Genomic DNA, 15,407 nt, shown 5'->3' on the forward strand with positions numbered 1-15,407 from the left:
CATTTTAAAGGATCTTTTTAACAGATGAAATCATCACCATGCGAGTTAATGCAATCTTTATCATTATTTTCACAAAAATATTTATCACAATACCAAGAACGTTACCAGCATTTACCGCTTATCGAAAAAGACGAACAATGGCCTTCTCCATGTTTATCAGATGATTATGATGAAAATCATCAATATTGGCAGCCTTGTGAAATAAGCGACCCGATTAACTTTGATAATGTTGAAAAAGCGTTAGAAATAACAATACACGCGGATTTTAAAACCTATTTCACCAGTTTGTACAGCGACACCTTAGATGCAAGCTGTGAGGAAGGCGCTTTATCACTACTTTTTGCTTGGAGCAAAGATGACTTCCAACGTTTACAAGAAAATGTGATAGGGCATATATTAATGAAGCAGAAATTAAAGCAACCATTAACTTTATTTTTTGCCTTGACCGACGACGATAATATGATTTTAAGTGTCAACAATGACAACGGGGAGATCTGGGTCGAAAAAGTAGGTGCTAAAGCGCATAAGAAAGTGGCCGACTCACTGGTTAGCTTTATTAATATGCTCAGCCCTAGAATTCCTTAACTTATATTTTTTTTAGGCTAATGATCAGGGCTTTTAGCTCTGCTAATTCAGTTTCTATTGGCTCTAATGCCGTTGCTATTGCTTTAGTTATCATCATCTCTATTTCTGGAGAGTTCAAGGCTAGCGTTTGATTTTTTTCAACAAGCTTCTTAGTTTCACCGGTTAATGTGATCAGTTTAGGGTCATGGGTCCAATTTCTTAATATTGATATAAGGGTTGGCAGTGGCACTGGTGTTTTTAGTTTGGTTTTAAGCAAGGCTACCGTTGGCTTTTTACCTTGATTAGCTAATTGATTAGCGATGATTGTTATTTCGTCAGTTATGGTCATAAATTTATAATTACTTGTCAAAGAGGCTATGTTTTAGCGAATATCACAAAACATGTTCGCCGTGTTTACCTGGTTTTTATTTTATTTATATATATATCAATGTGTTGCCGAGTTGGTTTATCCCTTGCTATTAAGTAAGTTGTAGACCAATAACGTTGTTTAAATTATATAAAATATTTACACATAAAATATTAATCAGGGAAACTTATGAAAAAATCAATTATAGCATTACTTATTGCGGCACCTTTAACTTTATCATTAACGGGATGTGTTATTGCTGTTGGTGGCGGTGATGAAGGGCATTCAATGTCAACTTCGTTTGGCGATCGTGAATATGAAAACCGTAAGAAAATTGACAAAATTCAATTAAATGCCAGCTATAGTGATGTTAAGCAAAAGCTAGGGCTTGGCGACTTCAATGAAAAATACCAAATAGACGGTAAAGAAATACAGGTGCTCTTTTATCGTACTCATCGTGTCCATAAAGATGATTTAACCACTAAGGACGAGTGCACATATTTACATTTTGTAGATGGTGTTTTATTAGAAACGGGTAATGGTGCAGATTATAGACGCAACATTTCAGGTTAATCGTTATTGTTTATAGTGTAAAGGTAACCGCTAGTGCTACCTTTACAACTAAACCCTAATGTTTTTACTATAACGGCACCTGCTATCGACGGTTTATTATTACATATTTGTCTTAAGAAAATAGCTTGAAAGCGTTGGAGTTTTGTTTGACCTTATTCGTTTTTTACTGCTATGGTGATGAAATAAAAATAATAAACGCAAGGATGACAAGGTATGTCAGAAGTAATACGTGATAAAAAAAATCTTGATATAAAAGCTGCTTATTTGTCAGGTGAAGATTTAAAACTCGCTGCCTCTTTATTGTATCAAGCTTATCATGATGATCCTGTTTTTCTAGAAATATTTTCCAATGAAAACAACGAGTACGAACAAAAGTTGCGTGCAGCCATTCGAGAAGAGTTAAGTGCTTTTTGGCATGCTAAACAACCTATGGTTGGCTTATACTTGGGGGAGGCAATGGTAGGTGTTGCTTGTTTAAATAGCCCAGATGAAAGTGTTAGTTCAGAGCGATTTTGGCACTGGCGTTTAAAGATGATGCTAGGTGCTGGCTACTTTAGTACCAAACAGATGATTGAAAAAGAAAAAACAGTACTTGCTGCTGTACCAATGAAGAAATTTCATATGCTTGCCTTTATTGCGATTCATCCTTTACATCAACATCATGGCTTTGGTCATTACCTTATGGCAGCCGTCAATACAATATTAGAAGAGCACTCTGCAAGTGAAGGGGTTGCTGTTTATGCGACAACAAAGAAATATCAACAATTTTTTAAAGAAGTTGATTATGAACTGGTTAAAGAGCTCTCTATTGGTAATGTTTCGGGTTCACTGATGATTCATTACCGAAGTAAAAGTTAAACTGATTCTCTTGGTCAACTTTAGATAAATACCAAATTAATATTTGGTATTTTTTTACTTAATTTAAGGTGTTTTTTTACCTAAGTTAAAAATGTAGCGGTTGTATTTTCAAAGTGGCCAATGTTATATTTTGTTGATTAATCAACTTTTTGTGCTTTAACTATCCATTTTAGCTTACAAAAAATGTTCAAACACTAAGTATTAGCTATAGGGGTTTACTCAATATTTTTGTTAAGGATATTATTGTTAGTGAATTGCCGTTAATAGGACATGCATTGCAAAGTTAAGGAGTTTAGATGAAGTTTGAAGCAGCACAGGAAAATATGCGCTTTTCATATTTTGATGGTGGAATTGGTGTATTAGTTTCTGGTTTAATTTGGTGTGCTGCTGGTTCAGTTGCCTTAGTGCATTCGAATCAATTGAGTATGCTAGCATTATTCTTTGGCGGTATGTTTATCCATCCGTTGTCGATGCTATTGTCAAAATACTTTAAACGTCCTGGCAATCACTATCCTAAAAATCCACTTGGCAAACTGGCATTAGAAAGTACAATTATCTTATTTGTTGGTTTATTTTTGGCTTTCTATGTAGCAAAGCTGCAAGTTGAATGGTTTTATCCGATAATGCTGATGATCATTGGTGTACGTTATCTAGTGTTTAATACGCTGTATGGCTTAAAAATATATTGGCTTTTAGGAAGCGTGCTGATATTTTCTGGTATGTTATGTATATTGTTAGGTGCTAATTTTATCATTGGCGCATTTATTGGTGGAGCAACAGAAATTGTCTTCTCACTTGTGATCATTAATCAATCGAAAGGTTTGGTTTTAAACGCCACTTAGTTGCTCATTCCCGCCTCGCCATTATTTGATGATTTGTTGACCACCACTAAGCACGATCTTTTATGCTATAGGCGGCGAACTGTCGTCAAATTATGCTTCATTTACCTTATCATTTTGGAAAAACAATGGAAGAACTCAATAAACAATTAGATTTTATTATTGAATTAGATAGGCTCAAAGGAATTTATCGACAAGCGCTGGTCAAGTCTGATAAAAATAGATTTGAGAACAGTGCAGAGCACAGTTGGCATATTTCATTAACGGCTGAAATACTTCAAGAGTATGCAGTAGAGAAGGTCAATATAGCACGAGTGATGAGTATGTTACTTATTCACGATATTGTCGAGATAGATGCAGGGGATATGTTTGCTTTTTCCGATAAACAAGCACTAGCAGAGCAACAAGAAAAAGAAATTGCTGCAGCAACCCGTATCTTTGGTTTATTGCCGGATAAACAATTTCAAGCTTTTAATGCCTTATGGTTAGAGTTCGAAGAAGCTGAAACTGTTGATGCTCGATTTGCTAAAGCCATAGACAGCGTTTTACCCTTTTTACAAAATATAAAGAATGAGGGGGGCAGTTGGGTTAAGCATAAGGTTAACAAATCACAGGTACTAAAACGTAATAGTTTTCTTGAAGGACTCGCTCCTCAGTTATGGTTATATGTTTGTCAGCAAATTGATAATGCGGTAGAGCAAGGTTGGTTGTTGGACGAGTAATCGGCATAGCTAGTCAGTAAAGTATTACGCTGTTTGATTACACAAGCTATTATTTATATTGTCGATAATAATTGTTCGAGCAATTATTGCACCGTGGCATGCTTAAGGATAATTTAGTGAAAATATATGCGGATATTCAGTCAGGTAATTGTTATAAAATTAAGCTTGTCACCTCAATTTTAAAGATAGAGCATGAGTGGATTAATATTAATATACTTGCAGGTGAGAGTGGCACAGCGTCGTTTTTGAAAAAGAACCCAACAGGAAAAATTCCGTTACTTGAGCTCGATGACGGACGTTTTTTATCAGAATCTAACGCTATTTTGAATTACCTTGCCTCAGGTTCATCACTGTTACCTAAAGATAGATATGAAAATGCAAAGGTACAGCAGTGGCAATTTTTTGAACAATATAGCCATGAGCCATTTATTGCTGTTGCTAGGTTTATTGCTAAATATCTTGGTTTACCTGATAACCGTAAAGCGGAATATCTATCCAAACAAGAAGGGGGTCACAAAGCTCTAAGAATTATGGAGAAGCAATTGGAAATAACACCTTATCTTGTCGGGAGCACATTGACTACCGCTGATATTTCACTTTATGGATATACACACGTAGCAGAAGAGGGTGGTTTTAATCTGCTTGAATATCCTGCGATTCAAATGTGGATCAATAGGGTACAAACACACCCCAACTATACTGCTATGGCGTAACATTATCGTGGGAAACCATGAAGTTGGAGATAAATGTCACGTTTGTCAATACTGCAAAGCTATGCTTTTTATTACGGTATTCGAAAATTATTTACATAAGGATTAACTATGATAGATTTTAAAAACTCTTCGGTGTTCAAATTAAAACCAATAGAAATCGAAGATGCGAGAGAAGACTTTCACAAGTTTATGATTGAGGGGGAGTCAATTTTTGCGGCCTTTAAGAGTATTAGAGACCAAGTGGTATTCACGAATAAGCGCATTATTGCCGCCAACGTTCAGGGAATTACCGGTTCAAAGGTCGACTATACTTCTTTACCTTATAGCAAAATACAGGCTTTTTCAGTTGAGTCATCTGGCACATTAGATTTGGATTGTGAAATAGAAGTCTATGTTAGTGAACTCGGTATGGCTAAATTTGAGATTAAAGGTTCTTTCGATCTTATCCAATTTAATCAGCATATTAGCCAACACGTACTTGCGTAAATTCAGTGTTATTAACAAAATAATAATGAATTTATTGATTAATCTTTTAGCTAACTACACCCTACCTATTAATAGCTATCACTAGGGCGAAATGATGAAACTGCTTTATGCTCACGAAAACCATTTTATGGTTAACAATGTTAAAAACCTTATTGAAGCACAACAAATAAGTTGCTTTATTAAAAATGAATTTGCTCAAGGAGCCGTAGGTGAAATATCAGCTTTTGATGCTTGGCCAGAAGTCTGGCTTGTTAATGAGGCTGATTTTGAACGTGCGACGACGATATTAACGTCATATCAGCAGGGAAACAAAGGCGAAGACTGGCTATGTAAAAGCTGCGCTGAAACAAATGATGCTTCCTTTGAGATATGCTGGAACTGTCAGCATGAACATAAAGAGTCGCTTTAAAGAAGTCTTTAAGTTTGAACATTGTTTTTATAATAATATATTAGCCAACAATTATCAGCGATTTCTTTAGGCTACTCACTTAGGATATTGAAATGACACCAGGAATCAATGTAGCTAAAAAAAATAAAGTTTCACATAAAATACATGAGTATTCTCATGATGAAACCACGGAGTCCTATGGACTCGAAGCAGCCGAAAAATTAGGTGTCATCGAACAACGAATATTCAAAACTTTAGTGGTAATGCTAGATGATAAAAGCTTAGCCGTAGGTATTATTCCGGTTTCCGCTATGCTTAGTATGAAGCTTATTGCAAAAGCTGTTGGAGCTAAAAAAGCTAATATGGCTGATAAGTCTGATGTTGAACGTTCAACGGGGTATGTTCTTGGAGGAGTAAGCCCACTTGGGCAAAAAAAAGCACTGAGAACAATTGTTGACGCCTCAGCTAACCATTACGCCTCTATCTATGTGAGTGCAGGCCGGCGAGGATTAGAAATAGAATTGAGCCCCGCCGACTTAATAAAGCTCACGAATGGAATGCTGACGAAAATATGTCAGTGATATCATTAATAAGTTATTAAAAATAATAACTTAAGTTTCGATTACTCAGTCTTTTACTCAGTTTTACTGGAATACCACTGATTTTCATAGGCTAAACTTCCCCATAAAGCATGGGCTAAAGCGATCTCAGCAAGTTTCGCGTTAATTGCTTTAGGTTCTAGTTTCTTTTTCTTTAAAGAATAGTCAAAATTTACTGGTGGCTTTTGTGGTTGCAGTATTGTGACATTCTCATCGGTCATATAGGCAAAGTTATCGGCATATTGCATCATTGCCCTTCCTTTGACCTGGGTATTATTTAAATCACGGCCAATCATAGGGGAATCGTTAGTTACGCCCATTAAGGACAGCAAGGTCGGAGCAAGGTCGATTTGACTTACAATTCTTTCATCAGATAAATGTTTATTGCCTGAATTAAGAATAACGCCTGGAATATGGAAATTTTTAATAGGAACAAGGTCGTTTCCTAACGCTCTAGCATCATGGTCAGCAACAATAATAAATATAGTGTCTTGCCAATAGGGTTGTTTTTTTGCTTGGTCGATAAACTTACCCAGAGCATAGTCTGCATATTGGATCGCCTGATGGCGCAATAGTTCTTTTGAATCGTACAGAGCTAATTGCGCTGTTGAATATGCTAGTGGCGTTATTTTACCTGAGGGTATTTCAAAAGGATCATGATTGCTGGATGAAAAAATAAAACTTAGAAAAGGTTTATCACCTTTGTGTAATTTGCTTAATTCGATATCAGCTTGATTAAACAAGTCTTCATCACTGGCTCCCCACGAACCGACAAACTGAGGGGTTTGTATTTTGTTAAAATCAACAATATCGCTAAAGCCATTGCCTAAAAAGAAACCTTTCATATTATCAAAATGGCTTTCACCACCATAAATAAATTGCGTGGTGTAATTATTTCTCTCAAGTAAACTTGCGATGGTGAAGAAGCCATGCTGAGATTTATCAAGCTTTACTACTGCTCGAGCTGGCGTTGGTGTGAACCCAGTAATAACCGCTTCAATGCCCCTTACAGAGCGTGTACCGGTAGCATATAAATTTTTGAACGCCCAGCCTTCAGTATTTAATTTATCAATTTCAGGCGTAAGTGGTAGCCCTCCTAATGATGAAACAAATTGCGCACCTAAACTCTCTTCTAAAATTATCACTAAATTTTTAGGTTTTCCTTGGTAAACGGGTGCCCTAGCGCTAAAAGAAGGTTGCGCATTATTATTAAAAACTTGTGTATTTAAGCCAGTTTCCTGGCGAACAAGTTTAATAACTTGTTCTGTAGCCATAGTGCCATAAAGTTTTGATGCATACTTTTCATTACCGAACTGTTTATAAGCATGAGCAACACTATAGATTGAATTTAAGGTTAATGAATTAATCAGTGGGTCGGTAGAAAAATAAACGAATGACGGGTTAATAGGGCGATGACCTACAGTACCTCTGGCGCAGAGAAAAAGCACAATAAAGAGTATGATAAATGATAGGGATGATGATGAGGGCGTTACAGCAATTATTGGCTTTTTGGTACGAGTGAGTTTACCTACCGTACGCCAAATAAACGGACTAGACACCATCATTAAGGAACATAATACAACTATGGTCAATAAGTGTCCGTTGAATAACATTTTCATGACTTCATCAGGATAAGCTAAATATTCGATGAATAACCTGTTAGGTCTAAATCCATATTCATTAATAAATGCAGGTGTGGCAAGCTCAAAAAAGAGCACTGCCATAAAAATAAAGAAAAACATTGCTCTTAACGCGCTAAGCCATGTGCTTTGAAATTTAGACAGCATTAGCAATGGATGAACTATTCCAGGTAAAATTAATAGATAACCTAGCGTGCTTAAGTCGATTTTTAGCCCATTAAGTATCAGGGTAACCATACTGCTAAAATCGGTAAAACGTTCAATTTGCCAAATCGAAAAGCCAAGCCTAGCGACAAGAAGTGTAAAAATTAATAATAATGCAAACAGTAAAAATGGACGAACTAAAGCGGTTGTAGAGGTAAACATCGTTATTAATATCTCTAATAAAACACGATACTTACCTTAAAGTATAAAACTTAAGGAAAGCTTAACTTAAACTGAAGTTAAGCTTTTATGAGCATTACAGAAGTATTATTAGCCAAATGCTACTGGCGACAATAAGGCTGATCATCACTGCTGCAGATCCTAAGTCTTTTGCAAGCCCAGACAATGGATGAATCTCTAAACCAACCCTATCAACAACAGCTTCGATGGCGGTATTTATTATTTCTGTAAATATAACAAAGAGGATCGCCAGGACTAATATCACTTGTTCTTTGAAGCTTATATTAAAAACAAAAGACAGTGGTATGGCTATAATAAGCAGTAAAAGCTCTTGTCTAAATGCTGACTCATTGGCGTAAAGCCATTTAAATGCGCGTAGTGAATTTAAAGCCGCTAAATAGACTCTATGCAACCCTTTGGGTTTATTTATATTGTCAAACACTAGTCTTGAATCTCCATTGATTTGTCTTGGGTTATAGTGGTGCGTGCTATAGCACCTTGTGATTTACACGCCAGAAAAGGGTCATTATCAATATAATATGCTTTTGTTCGAACTGACGTAATACTAAGTAAAGTGTCAAAAACATTGTCATGAGTTATAGGTGATTTTGCGGATGTTTTCAAGCAATTAAGGTCAAAGTCATTTTGCATTGGGTCGTTCCAATAGATCATGGGAACATGGGTTTGCTCCTCTGGAGCGAAGGCGTAGGGCAAACCATGTAAATAAAGTCCATTCTCACCAAGTGATTCGCCATGATCTGAAATATAAAGCAAAGAAGTTTCAATATCATTTTTCTCAGCCACTTGATTTAACTCATTAATAATTTTTGAGAGTACCAAGTCGGTATAAGCGATAGTGTTGTCATAACTGTTAATAAGTTGCTCTTGTGTACAATTTTGAATATCGCTGCGTTGACAATCAGGAGTGAAAATACGTTTGTCTTTAGGGTAGCGTTTAAAATAAGTGGGTCCGTGAGAGCCAATCATATGCAGTATGATCATGGTGTTTTTATGGGTTAGTTCATTAAGCTTACTTTTTAAGGGCGCTAAAAGTGCTTCGTCATAGCAGTACTCACCATCACACAAAGGGTTTGATTTGTTAGTGTCTATTTGTTTCGTTTTTACCCGCGTGCAAACGCCTTTACAACTGCCGTTATTATTACTTATCCATAAAACGTCAGCCCCCGCTAAGTGAATAAGATCTACAACATTTTGTTGTGCCATCGCAACACGTTTGTCATAACCCGTTTTATTTAATCTTGAAAACATGCAGGGGACAGAAACAGCCGTTGCCGTTCCACATGAACTCATATTTGAGAAAGAGACAACACCTTGTTTTTCGGTATATGGGTTAGTCCGTTTACTATAGCCATTTAGTGAAAAACTTTGAGCGCGAGCTGTTTCTCCTAATACCATTACGGTGACATGCTTTTTCTGACTGTCACGCACTATTGATGGTGTTGTATCTAAGACCTTAAATTCTAATGGTGGATAAAAATAATGATTTCGGACAAATTTGAATGACGAAACCACCATTTTATAAGGGATGATGTAGGTAATAAGGTCTTTATTATTTCTGCCAACAGCCGCGTAATTTGAATAGAAAAAGACGCCTATTAAAAAGACCGAGATAAGACTTAGGCCAATGATTTTTAGTCGACTTAACAGTTCTTTGAAAAAGGGCTTATAAATTAATTGTACCGAATAAATAATGAACGAGGGGAGCAATCCAAAAAATATAAAGAATATAATAGCGTGAAAATTTATGTAGGACCACGCTTCAGCCGTGTCGGTTTCTATAGTATTTTGCACCATACCGTAATCAAAAACGATCCCGTATGAAATGGTGCCATAAAATATTAAAGCAGAACAAATCACCGTAGCGATCAACAAAGGTTTAGTTAACCATCTAAATGAAAAAAGCCCTTGAATGATCATGGTTAACGCTAATAAAAATATTGGCAATGACACCAGAAAGAATAAATTATAGTTATCAAGCGCCGTAATAATCGTTGTGGATTTGATCAAAAAAGGTAAATTCAAGATCAGTGCTATGTAGCAACTGGTAAAGAACAATAATTGATTCGTTGTTAATTTTATATTGTTGAAATAAGAGATATATTTAATTATTAAATTCATAAAAACACCTATGGGTTAGTGTCTTCATAGTAATAATACAAACTTAAGGTTCGCTTAGGCTAAACTGAAAATAGCCTTTAAGATAAAAATCAATTTACCTTGGACGTGATTTACGCTAAAAAGAGAACGTTTTCCATGTGATTTTTCTGCATCACCACCACAAGGTACTATTTGGATGTTTCTCTACTCTCATTTTTTACGCTCAACTTATATTCGAACTTATATATTGTCCTGTTTAGTTATGGTCAGTTGTTATGCACAAAGTACAGAGAAACCCACTGTAGCGAATAATGCCACTTTGGCAGAATATACAGCGCATTATACCGTTTATCGAAAAGGTGATAAATATGGAACAGCAGAGCGGATGTTATCAAAAACTGCTGATAATCAGTATAAATTGACATTTAAAACGGAGGCTTCAAAATATTTTTATGTTATTAATACCGAAGAATCTAGTGAGTTTTCATATGATGCTCAACAGATAAAACCAATAAAATATACCAGCAAAGATGAGCGAACATTTAAGAAGACAAAGAATCAAACGATTGAATTTGATTATGCTAACCAACTTGTTTTAGGGAGCGATACCGCTGAACAATGGTCGCTTGCTTTAAAAGCTAATATACTCGACCCGTTATTAGTTATCGAGAAATTGAGCCATGACTTACAAAAAAAAGAACAGCATTTAGAATATTTTGTTTATGATGATAATTCAGTTAAAAGTTATATATTTGAATATTCAGGTAGAGAAAAAATTAAGACACCAATGGGGCTGGTTGATACGTTAAAGGTTTCTCGAGTAAAAACCAATAGCTCAAGAAAAACCCATTTTTGGTTAAGTGTCGAGCATAACTTTATTCCTTTTAGAGTAGAGCAAGAAAAAGAAGGTAAAGAAGTTGCAACACTCGAATTAAAAAAATTGATAATACCTGCCGTAAACTAGAAGAATCTTAAATAGGTGATTCTTCTAGTTTACCTATTAGGTTAAAGCGTGACTAGATTAAAATTCAAGCCTCAGTTTAGTCAAAAGGCGAAGAGCGTTTTTTTTTAAGCTGTCTTTTATAAAGATTAAGATTAGTATTTTTAAATTGAGTCATGTCATCTGGCATTCGCCACTAAATCGATAGTTTAGATAAAAGGTGGCCAGTGTTAAAAAACATATTTGTAACGAAACTGAACGACATTGGCATTTATTTCAATAATAGGTACTTCTTTAGGCATTACTTTTTTGAATAATAACATCGGTTATGCCACCCAATTATATTAGAACTTTCGATTTCTACCATTGACTACTGCGACCTAATACATTGACCAGCTAATGTTATTTAGGTTAACCACCAACTTTCAGAAATAAATCATCATCATTTCTGAAAAAGAGTCGTTAATACTCATTTTTATAATAGTAACTGTTCCGATTAAGCGACGTTAGCATCAATATATTATTAGGCCACTGAGCATAATCATAAGTCATAGATGCGGATTTATCCTAACTGGCAACTAAGCCAACATTGAAGTCATTAGGGTTTTAAATTTGAAAGGCAACCTCTGACAAAGTAGATACTTCAGCAGTATACAAACCATGTAATGCCTTTCAATAACCAGTACGGTATTAACCTGCAATGCCTTGTTGAGTCAGTGCGTTAAGATCAATTAATGCTTGTTCTGCATCCTTAACGGCAATAAAAACATGATCATGATAGTAAGCAGCAACCACATTTGCACTAATATTGGATTGCGTCAATTTAGTAGAAACCGCAGCGGTTAACCCAACTGCATCAAGGCTTGAATGTACATTCAATGTAATACATTTAAAAACACCAGAGTAAGAAATGCCAAATTCATCGGCTTTTTCTTTCGTCAATATAACGGTTAGTCCTTCCTTTTCTTGAAAAGTACTTAAAGGGTTTAGCAACAAAACTTGTTGATAATCGTATGTCTCAAGAGTGCCAAACACATATTCATTTTCGACTAAAACAGGCGTCATTGACGCGATTAATTTTGTTAAGTTTTTTTCACCAGACATATATATTTCCTAAGTTTAATTTTTGTATTAATTAGATATTTTTAGACCAACCACACCAACAAAGATCAAACAAAAGAAAAACAATTGTTGAATTGAAAGTGGTTGATCAAAAAAGTAATGGTTTATGATTGAAATTGATGACGCACCTATAGCTAACCAAACGAGGTATGCTTGGCTAACAGGAATGTCTTTTAATGCTATTGAGAACAACACTAAGCTAAGCGTCATTGAAAGAACAGCGAATATTACATATGGGATATTTGTAAAAGATTCTGATTTTTGAATACCAACTAACCAGCCAGCTTCTAAAATTCCTGCGAGAAATAAGATGAACCAATACATAGAGACACTCTATTAAATTTAGGGGTCGTCCCCTGAAAAAATAGAGCGGTGAGGTCGTCCCCACATCGATACTGATTTAACGCACTGGCACATTAACAAATAAAATTGATAAAGGGAAATAGCTATTATATCTACTTATGATCGTTATGGGGGCATCGTTAAAGTTAAAAGTTTTATATCATCAATGTTTGACAAAATATTAACGGCAGCTTAGTTGCCTGGTAACTGCCTTGACGTTTACGAATTATCGTAGCTTTATCGCAAATATTTAATTTTAAAGCGGTAAACATAAATGCAATTGAGTGGTACTGATGGTCGTTATTTTTCATAACGCCACAAGCTTAGTCATAGGCTAGATAAAATAATACCGTAGATCATATTATAATAGTAAAAGTAATACGTTGGTCAGGTGCTATTGCTACGTCTAAAATAGCCCCTATTCTCTCACAGTAAGATTTAACAATTGCTAAACCTAGCCCGTACCTTTCTTCGGATGTTCTTGATGAATCTTTTTGCCACAAAGGTTCAAAAAACATCGTTAAGTCTTGTTCTGAATATTCAAAACTGCTGACGTTTGAAATATCCAGCCGTATTTTATTGGTATTTTTTTCTGGCCTTACGGCAATAATCACCGGAGTTGTTTCTGGGCTATAGTAGATCGCATTATTAATCAGATTAGTTAGCACAGTAGTGAAAGCAAATTCATTGGTCTGAATATAACCACATTGCTTACTAAAGCTAAGGGTAATATTTCTGCACTGCTTATTTTCAGAGACCATGATTGTCTTGAGTAACAGCTCAACATTTACTTGTTGTTTCTCTAATTCAGCTTGATAAGTACTTTTTTGCAATAAAAGTATCCCATTGACGATATTTCTTAATCGCTGTGTGATCGCAAGTACATCCGTCTTAAAGCTTGCGGCTAACTGCTCTTCATGAGGGAATTTTATTGCAACTTCACTTAAATTAAGTAACTCGGTGATTGGCGTTTTTAACTCATGTGCAATATCAGAGGTAATTCTTTTTTCTCTGGAATAAAGAATTTTATTCTCGCTGATAAAATGGTTAATTCCGTTTGCTATTGCGATAAGTTCTTCGGGGAGTTGGCTAGTTGATATGGTGCTAATTTCAGAATTTAAATTAATCTGTTTCAGTTTGATATTTAACTCATCGAGCGGTTTTAACCCTCGCTCAACAACATTAAAAACGATAATCCTTACCGCGATAACCGCGAAAATCGAGGTCAATATAAAAATAATATCAACAAACCAAAGAATTTGATTTAAGCCCTCGTTACTCGTTGCATAGGCCAACTCCATTGGCTTTTGAGTTTTTGCAAAGAACGCTTTTGTTATTCCGTATTCTTCTCTCACATCACTGTCGATTTGAGGGATGAATTTTGTGAAATACATCCGGCCAGAACGCCCATCGGGTAGCGTTATATTTGTTATTGATGATTTGTGTAGTGTAACGTCTAACTTGGGTAAGTCGTTATTTTCAAAAAGCTTAAGTGTTTCAGAGCGCTCAAATACCTTGTCATCTCGCCATAATTGAAAATATTCAGGATCGTTAGCCCCTGAAAACTCAGGCATAAACTCATCAGCAAAATCAAAATCTACTTTGTCAGGATGCTCGCTTACTAAGGTTTCTAATAAACCGGCTTTATTAATCATCGCGCGGTCAAACTGACTGCTGATCCAACTATCAACACTAATATCAGTAATTAAAAAGAGCGAGACTAACAATATCGATATTGATATTGATATATATCGACTTAACTTTTTCTTAATAGAAGTCATTAATTTTTCTCAACAAAATAGCCGAAACCACGCTTGGTTTTTATGGGTAAATCATGACCTATATCTCTTACTTTTTTTCGGGTAGTTGATAGATGGGCTTCAATGGAATTTTTTGCTACTGCATTGTACTGGCCGGCTAGATAGTCACTTAGTTTTTCAGGAGAGACGACTTTACCTTGATTGGTAAATAAACATTCAACAAGCTTATATTCATTAGGTGTTAAATGGGCATCGATGCTATTGCATAGCAATTGTTTTAAATGGATGTCTAATGAAAAAACGCCAATATTAATTTTGCTGTCATTTATATTTAAGCTGCCTCTGCGCATTAAGCAAAGCAGACGAACATGGAGTTCATCGAATGAAAACGGTTTTGTTAAATAGTCATCAGCGCCATTTAGTAAGCCTGATATTTTATCCTCAGTCAGATCTCTTGCTGATAGTATCAGTACCCTTAGGTCTTTATTGGCTTTTCTTATAGCTTTTAATATTGCAGTGCCATCAACAGATGGCAGCATCAAATCAAGTATTAGTAGCGAGTAATCACCAGCTAAAGCCATACTCAGGCCTTCAGAGCCATCGCCAGTATCATCTACCGTGAAACCTAAGTTTGACAGCCCTATTTTTAGACTTCTTCTTAATGAAGTTGAATCTTCAATAATTAATATTTTCAAGGTAAGCCTATAATAAACAGTTTCTCTTTGTAGAAGATAGCAGAGTTAACTTAAGATTTGCTGAGTTTTTACTTAGATTATGCTGTTAGATATAACCAGTAGATAGCCTAAATAAGCGCTATCTAAAGTGTCATTTAAGAGAAATTACATGTGAAAAAGTAACTTGAAAATCATAGAAATAAAAAATTACATTTACTGACTTGAAAAAATAAACTTGTCACTCAATATATATTTAATAGTAATTTATTTTGAGAACCGCTTGAGTAAATTTATCTTCGCCATACTTTTATTTGTTAT

The 15,407-nt window shown here is 35.4% G+C and carries 18 protein-coding genes; 10 read left to right on the forward strand and 8 right to left on the reverse strand.

The features are described 5' to 3' along the window. The first annotated feature begins 24 nt into the window (after nucleotides 1–24). Complete coding sequence (syd, locus tag H4J76_RS14435; RefSeq protein ID WP_070376252.1) at nucleotides 25–585, forward strand: SecY-interacting protein; 561 nt, start codon at nucleotides 25–27, stop codon at nucleotides 583–585. Nucleotide 586: 1 nt separating this feature from the next. Here the strand turns inward: syd and H4J76_RS14440 are convergent, their stop codons facing one another. Further along, nucleotides 587–913, reverse strand: a complete 327-nt coding sequence (locus tag H4J76_RS14440) for a hypothetical protein (RefSeq protein ID WP_182217553.1) — start codon at nucleotides 911–913, stop codon at nucleotides 587–589. Between the two features lie 207 nt (nucleotides 914–1,120). Between H4J76_RS14440 and H4J76_RS14445 the strand changes: the two genes are divergently transcribed. The 8 genes from H4J76_RS14445 to ybaK all read left to right on the forward strand — a co-directional run bounded on the left by H4J76_RS14445 (nucleotide 1,121) and on the right by ybaK (nucleotide 6,091). Further along, a complete protein-coding gene (locus H4J76_RS14445; protein WP_070376254.1) occupies nucleotides 1,121–1,504 on the forward strand; it encodes a DUF3192 domain-containing protein in 384 nt (127 codons plus the stop codon). 213 nt (nucleotides 1,505–1,717) lie between these two features. Next, nucleotides 1,718–2,362 (forward strand): GNAT family N-acetyltransferase, encoded by a 645-nt coding sequence (locus H4J76_RS14450; RefSeq protein ID WP_182230859.1) that lies wholly within the window; start codon nucleotides 1,718–1,720, stop codon nucleotides 2,360–2,362. Nucleotides 2,363–2,658: 296 nt separating this feature from the next. Next, nucleotides 2,659–3,204 (forward strand): DUF7010 family protein, encoded by a 546-nt coding sequence (locus H4J76_RS14455; protein WP_182217556.1) that lies wholly within the window; start codon nucleotides 2,659–2,661, stop codon nucleotides 3,202–3,204. Nucleotides 3,205–3,329: 125 nt separating this feature from the next. Further along, nucleotides 3,330–3,923: an HD family hydrolase gene (locus H4J76_RS14460; protein ID WP_182217558.1), complete on the forward strand. Its 594-nt coding sequence runs from the start codon at nucleotides 3,330–3,332 to the stop codon at nucleotides 3,921–3,923. Between the two features lie 116 nt (nucleotides 3,924–4,039). Next, entirely contained in the window at nucleotides 4,040–4,636 is a 597-nt protein-coding gene (locus H4J76_RS14465; RefSeq protein WP_182230860.1) for a glutathione S-transferase family protein, read from the forward strand. 108 nt (nucleotides 4,637–4,744) lie between these two features. Next, complete coding sequence (locus tag H4J76_RS14470) at nucleotides 4,745–5,122, forward strand: PH domain-containing protein (protein WP_182173093.1); 378 nt, start codon at nucleotides 4,745–4,747, stop codon at nucleotides 5,120–5,122. A gap of 94 nt (nucleotides 5,123–5,216) precedes the next feature. Further along, nucleotides 5,217–5,531: a DUF2007 domain-containing protein gene (locus tag H4J76_RS14475; protein ID WP_182230861.1), complete on the forward strand. Its 315-nt coding sequence runs from the start codon at nucleotides 5,217–5,219 to the stop codon at nucleotides 5,529–5,531. A gap of 92 nt (nucleotides 5,532–5,623) precedes the next feature. Next, complete coding sequence (ybaK, locus tag H4J76_RS14480; RefSeq protein WP_182222487.1) at nucleotides 5,624–6,091, forward strand: Cys-tRNA(Pro) deacylase; 468 nt, start codon at nucleotides 5,624–5,626, stop codon at nucleotides 6,089–6,091. A 53-nt stretch (nucleotides 6,092–6,144) separates the two neighbouring features. Here the strand turns inward: ybaK and H4J76_RS14485 are convergent, their stop codons facing one another. The 3 genes from H4J76_RS14485 to H4J76_RS14495 all read right to left on the reverse strand — a co-directional run bounded on the left by H4J76_RS14485 (nucleotide 6,145) and on the right by H4J76_RS14495 (nucleotide 10,272). Further along, entirely contained in the window at nucleotides 6,145–8,115 is a 1,971-nt protein-coding gene (locus tag H4J76_RS14485; RefSeq protein ID WP_182230862.1) for an LTA synthase family protein, read from the reverse strand. Between the two features lie 94 nt (nucleotides 8,116–8,209). Then, nucleotides 8,210–8,575 carry a diacylglycerol kinase gene (locus tag H4J76_RS14490; RefSeq protein WP_182230863.1) on the reverse strand — a complete coding sequence of 122 codons (366 nt, stop codon included), beginning with the start codon at nucleotides 8,573–8,575 and terminating at the stop codon, nucleotides 8,210–8,212. After that, nucleotides 8,575–10,272, reverse strand: a complete 1,698-nt coding sequence (locus tag H4J76_RS14495) for a phosphoethanolamine transferase (protein WP_220466031.1) — start codon at nucleotides 10,270–10,272, stop codon at nucleotides 8,575–8,577. Before H4J76_RS14495 ends, H4J76_RS14490 begins: the two co-directional genes overlap by 1 nt. A 175-nt stretch (nucleotides 10,273–10,447) precedes the next feature. On the opposite strand from H4J76_RS14495, the gene H4J76_RS14500 reads away from it, so the two are divergent. After that, a complete protein-coding gene (locus H4J76_RS14500) occupies nucleotides 10,448–11,215 on the forward strand; it encodes a DUF3108 domain-containing protein (RefSeq protein ID WP_182218558.1) in 768 nt (255 codons plus the stop codon). Between the two features lie 666 nt (nucleotides 11,216–11,881). Here the strand turns inward: H4J76_RS14500 and H4J76_RS14505 are convergent. The 4 genes from H4J76_RS14505 to H4J76_RS14520 form a co-directional block, all read right to left on the reverse strand. Next, nucleotides 11,882–12,295, reverse strand: coding sequence for an ACT domain-containing protein (locus H4J76_RS14505; protein ID WP_182218556.1), 414 nt, complete (start codon nucleotides 12,293–12,295; stop codon nucleotides 11,882–11,884). 27 nt (nucleotides 12,296–12,322) lie between these two features. Next, nucleotides 12,323–12,637, reverse strand: a complete 315-nt coding sequence (locus tag H4J76_RS14510; protein WP_182218554.1) for a multidrug efflux SMR transporter — start codon at nucleotides 12,635–12,637, stop codon at nucleotides 12,323–12,325. A 374-nt stretch (nucleotides 12,638–13,011) separates the two neighbouring features. Further along, entirely contained in the window at nucleotides 13,012–14,436 is a 1,425-nt protein-coding gene (locus tag H4J76_RS14515) for a HAMP domain-containing sensor histidine kinase (RefSeq protein WP_182218552.1), read from the reverse strand. Next, the gene (locus H4J76_RS14520) at nucleotides 14,436–15,110 is read right to left on the reverse strand and encodes a response regulator transcription factor (protein WP_182218550.1); all 675 of its coding nucleotides are present in this window, start codon (nucleotides 15,108–15,110) and stop codon (nucleotides 14,436–14,438) included. Before H4J76_RS14520 ends, H4J76_RS14515 begins: the two co-directional genes overlap by 1 nt. Nucleotides 15,111–15,407 lie beyond the last annotated feature (297 nt).

The sequence above is a fragment of the Colwellia sp. BRX9-1 genome (assembly GCF_014077195.1).
Classification (GTDB): Bacteria; Pseudomonadota; Gammaproteobacteria; order Enterobacterales; family Alteromonadaceae; genus Colwellia_A.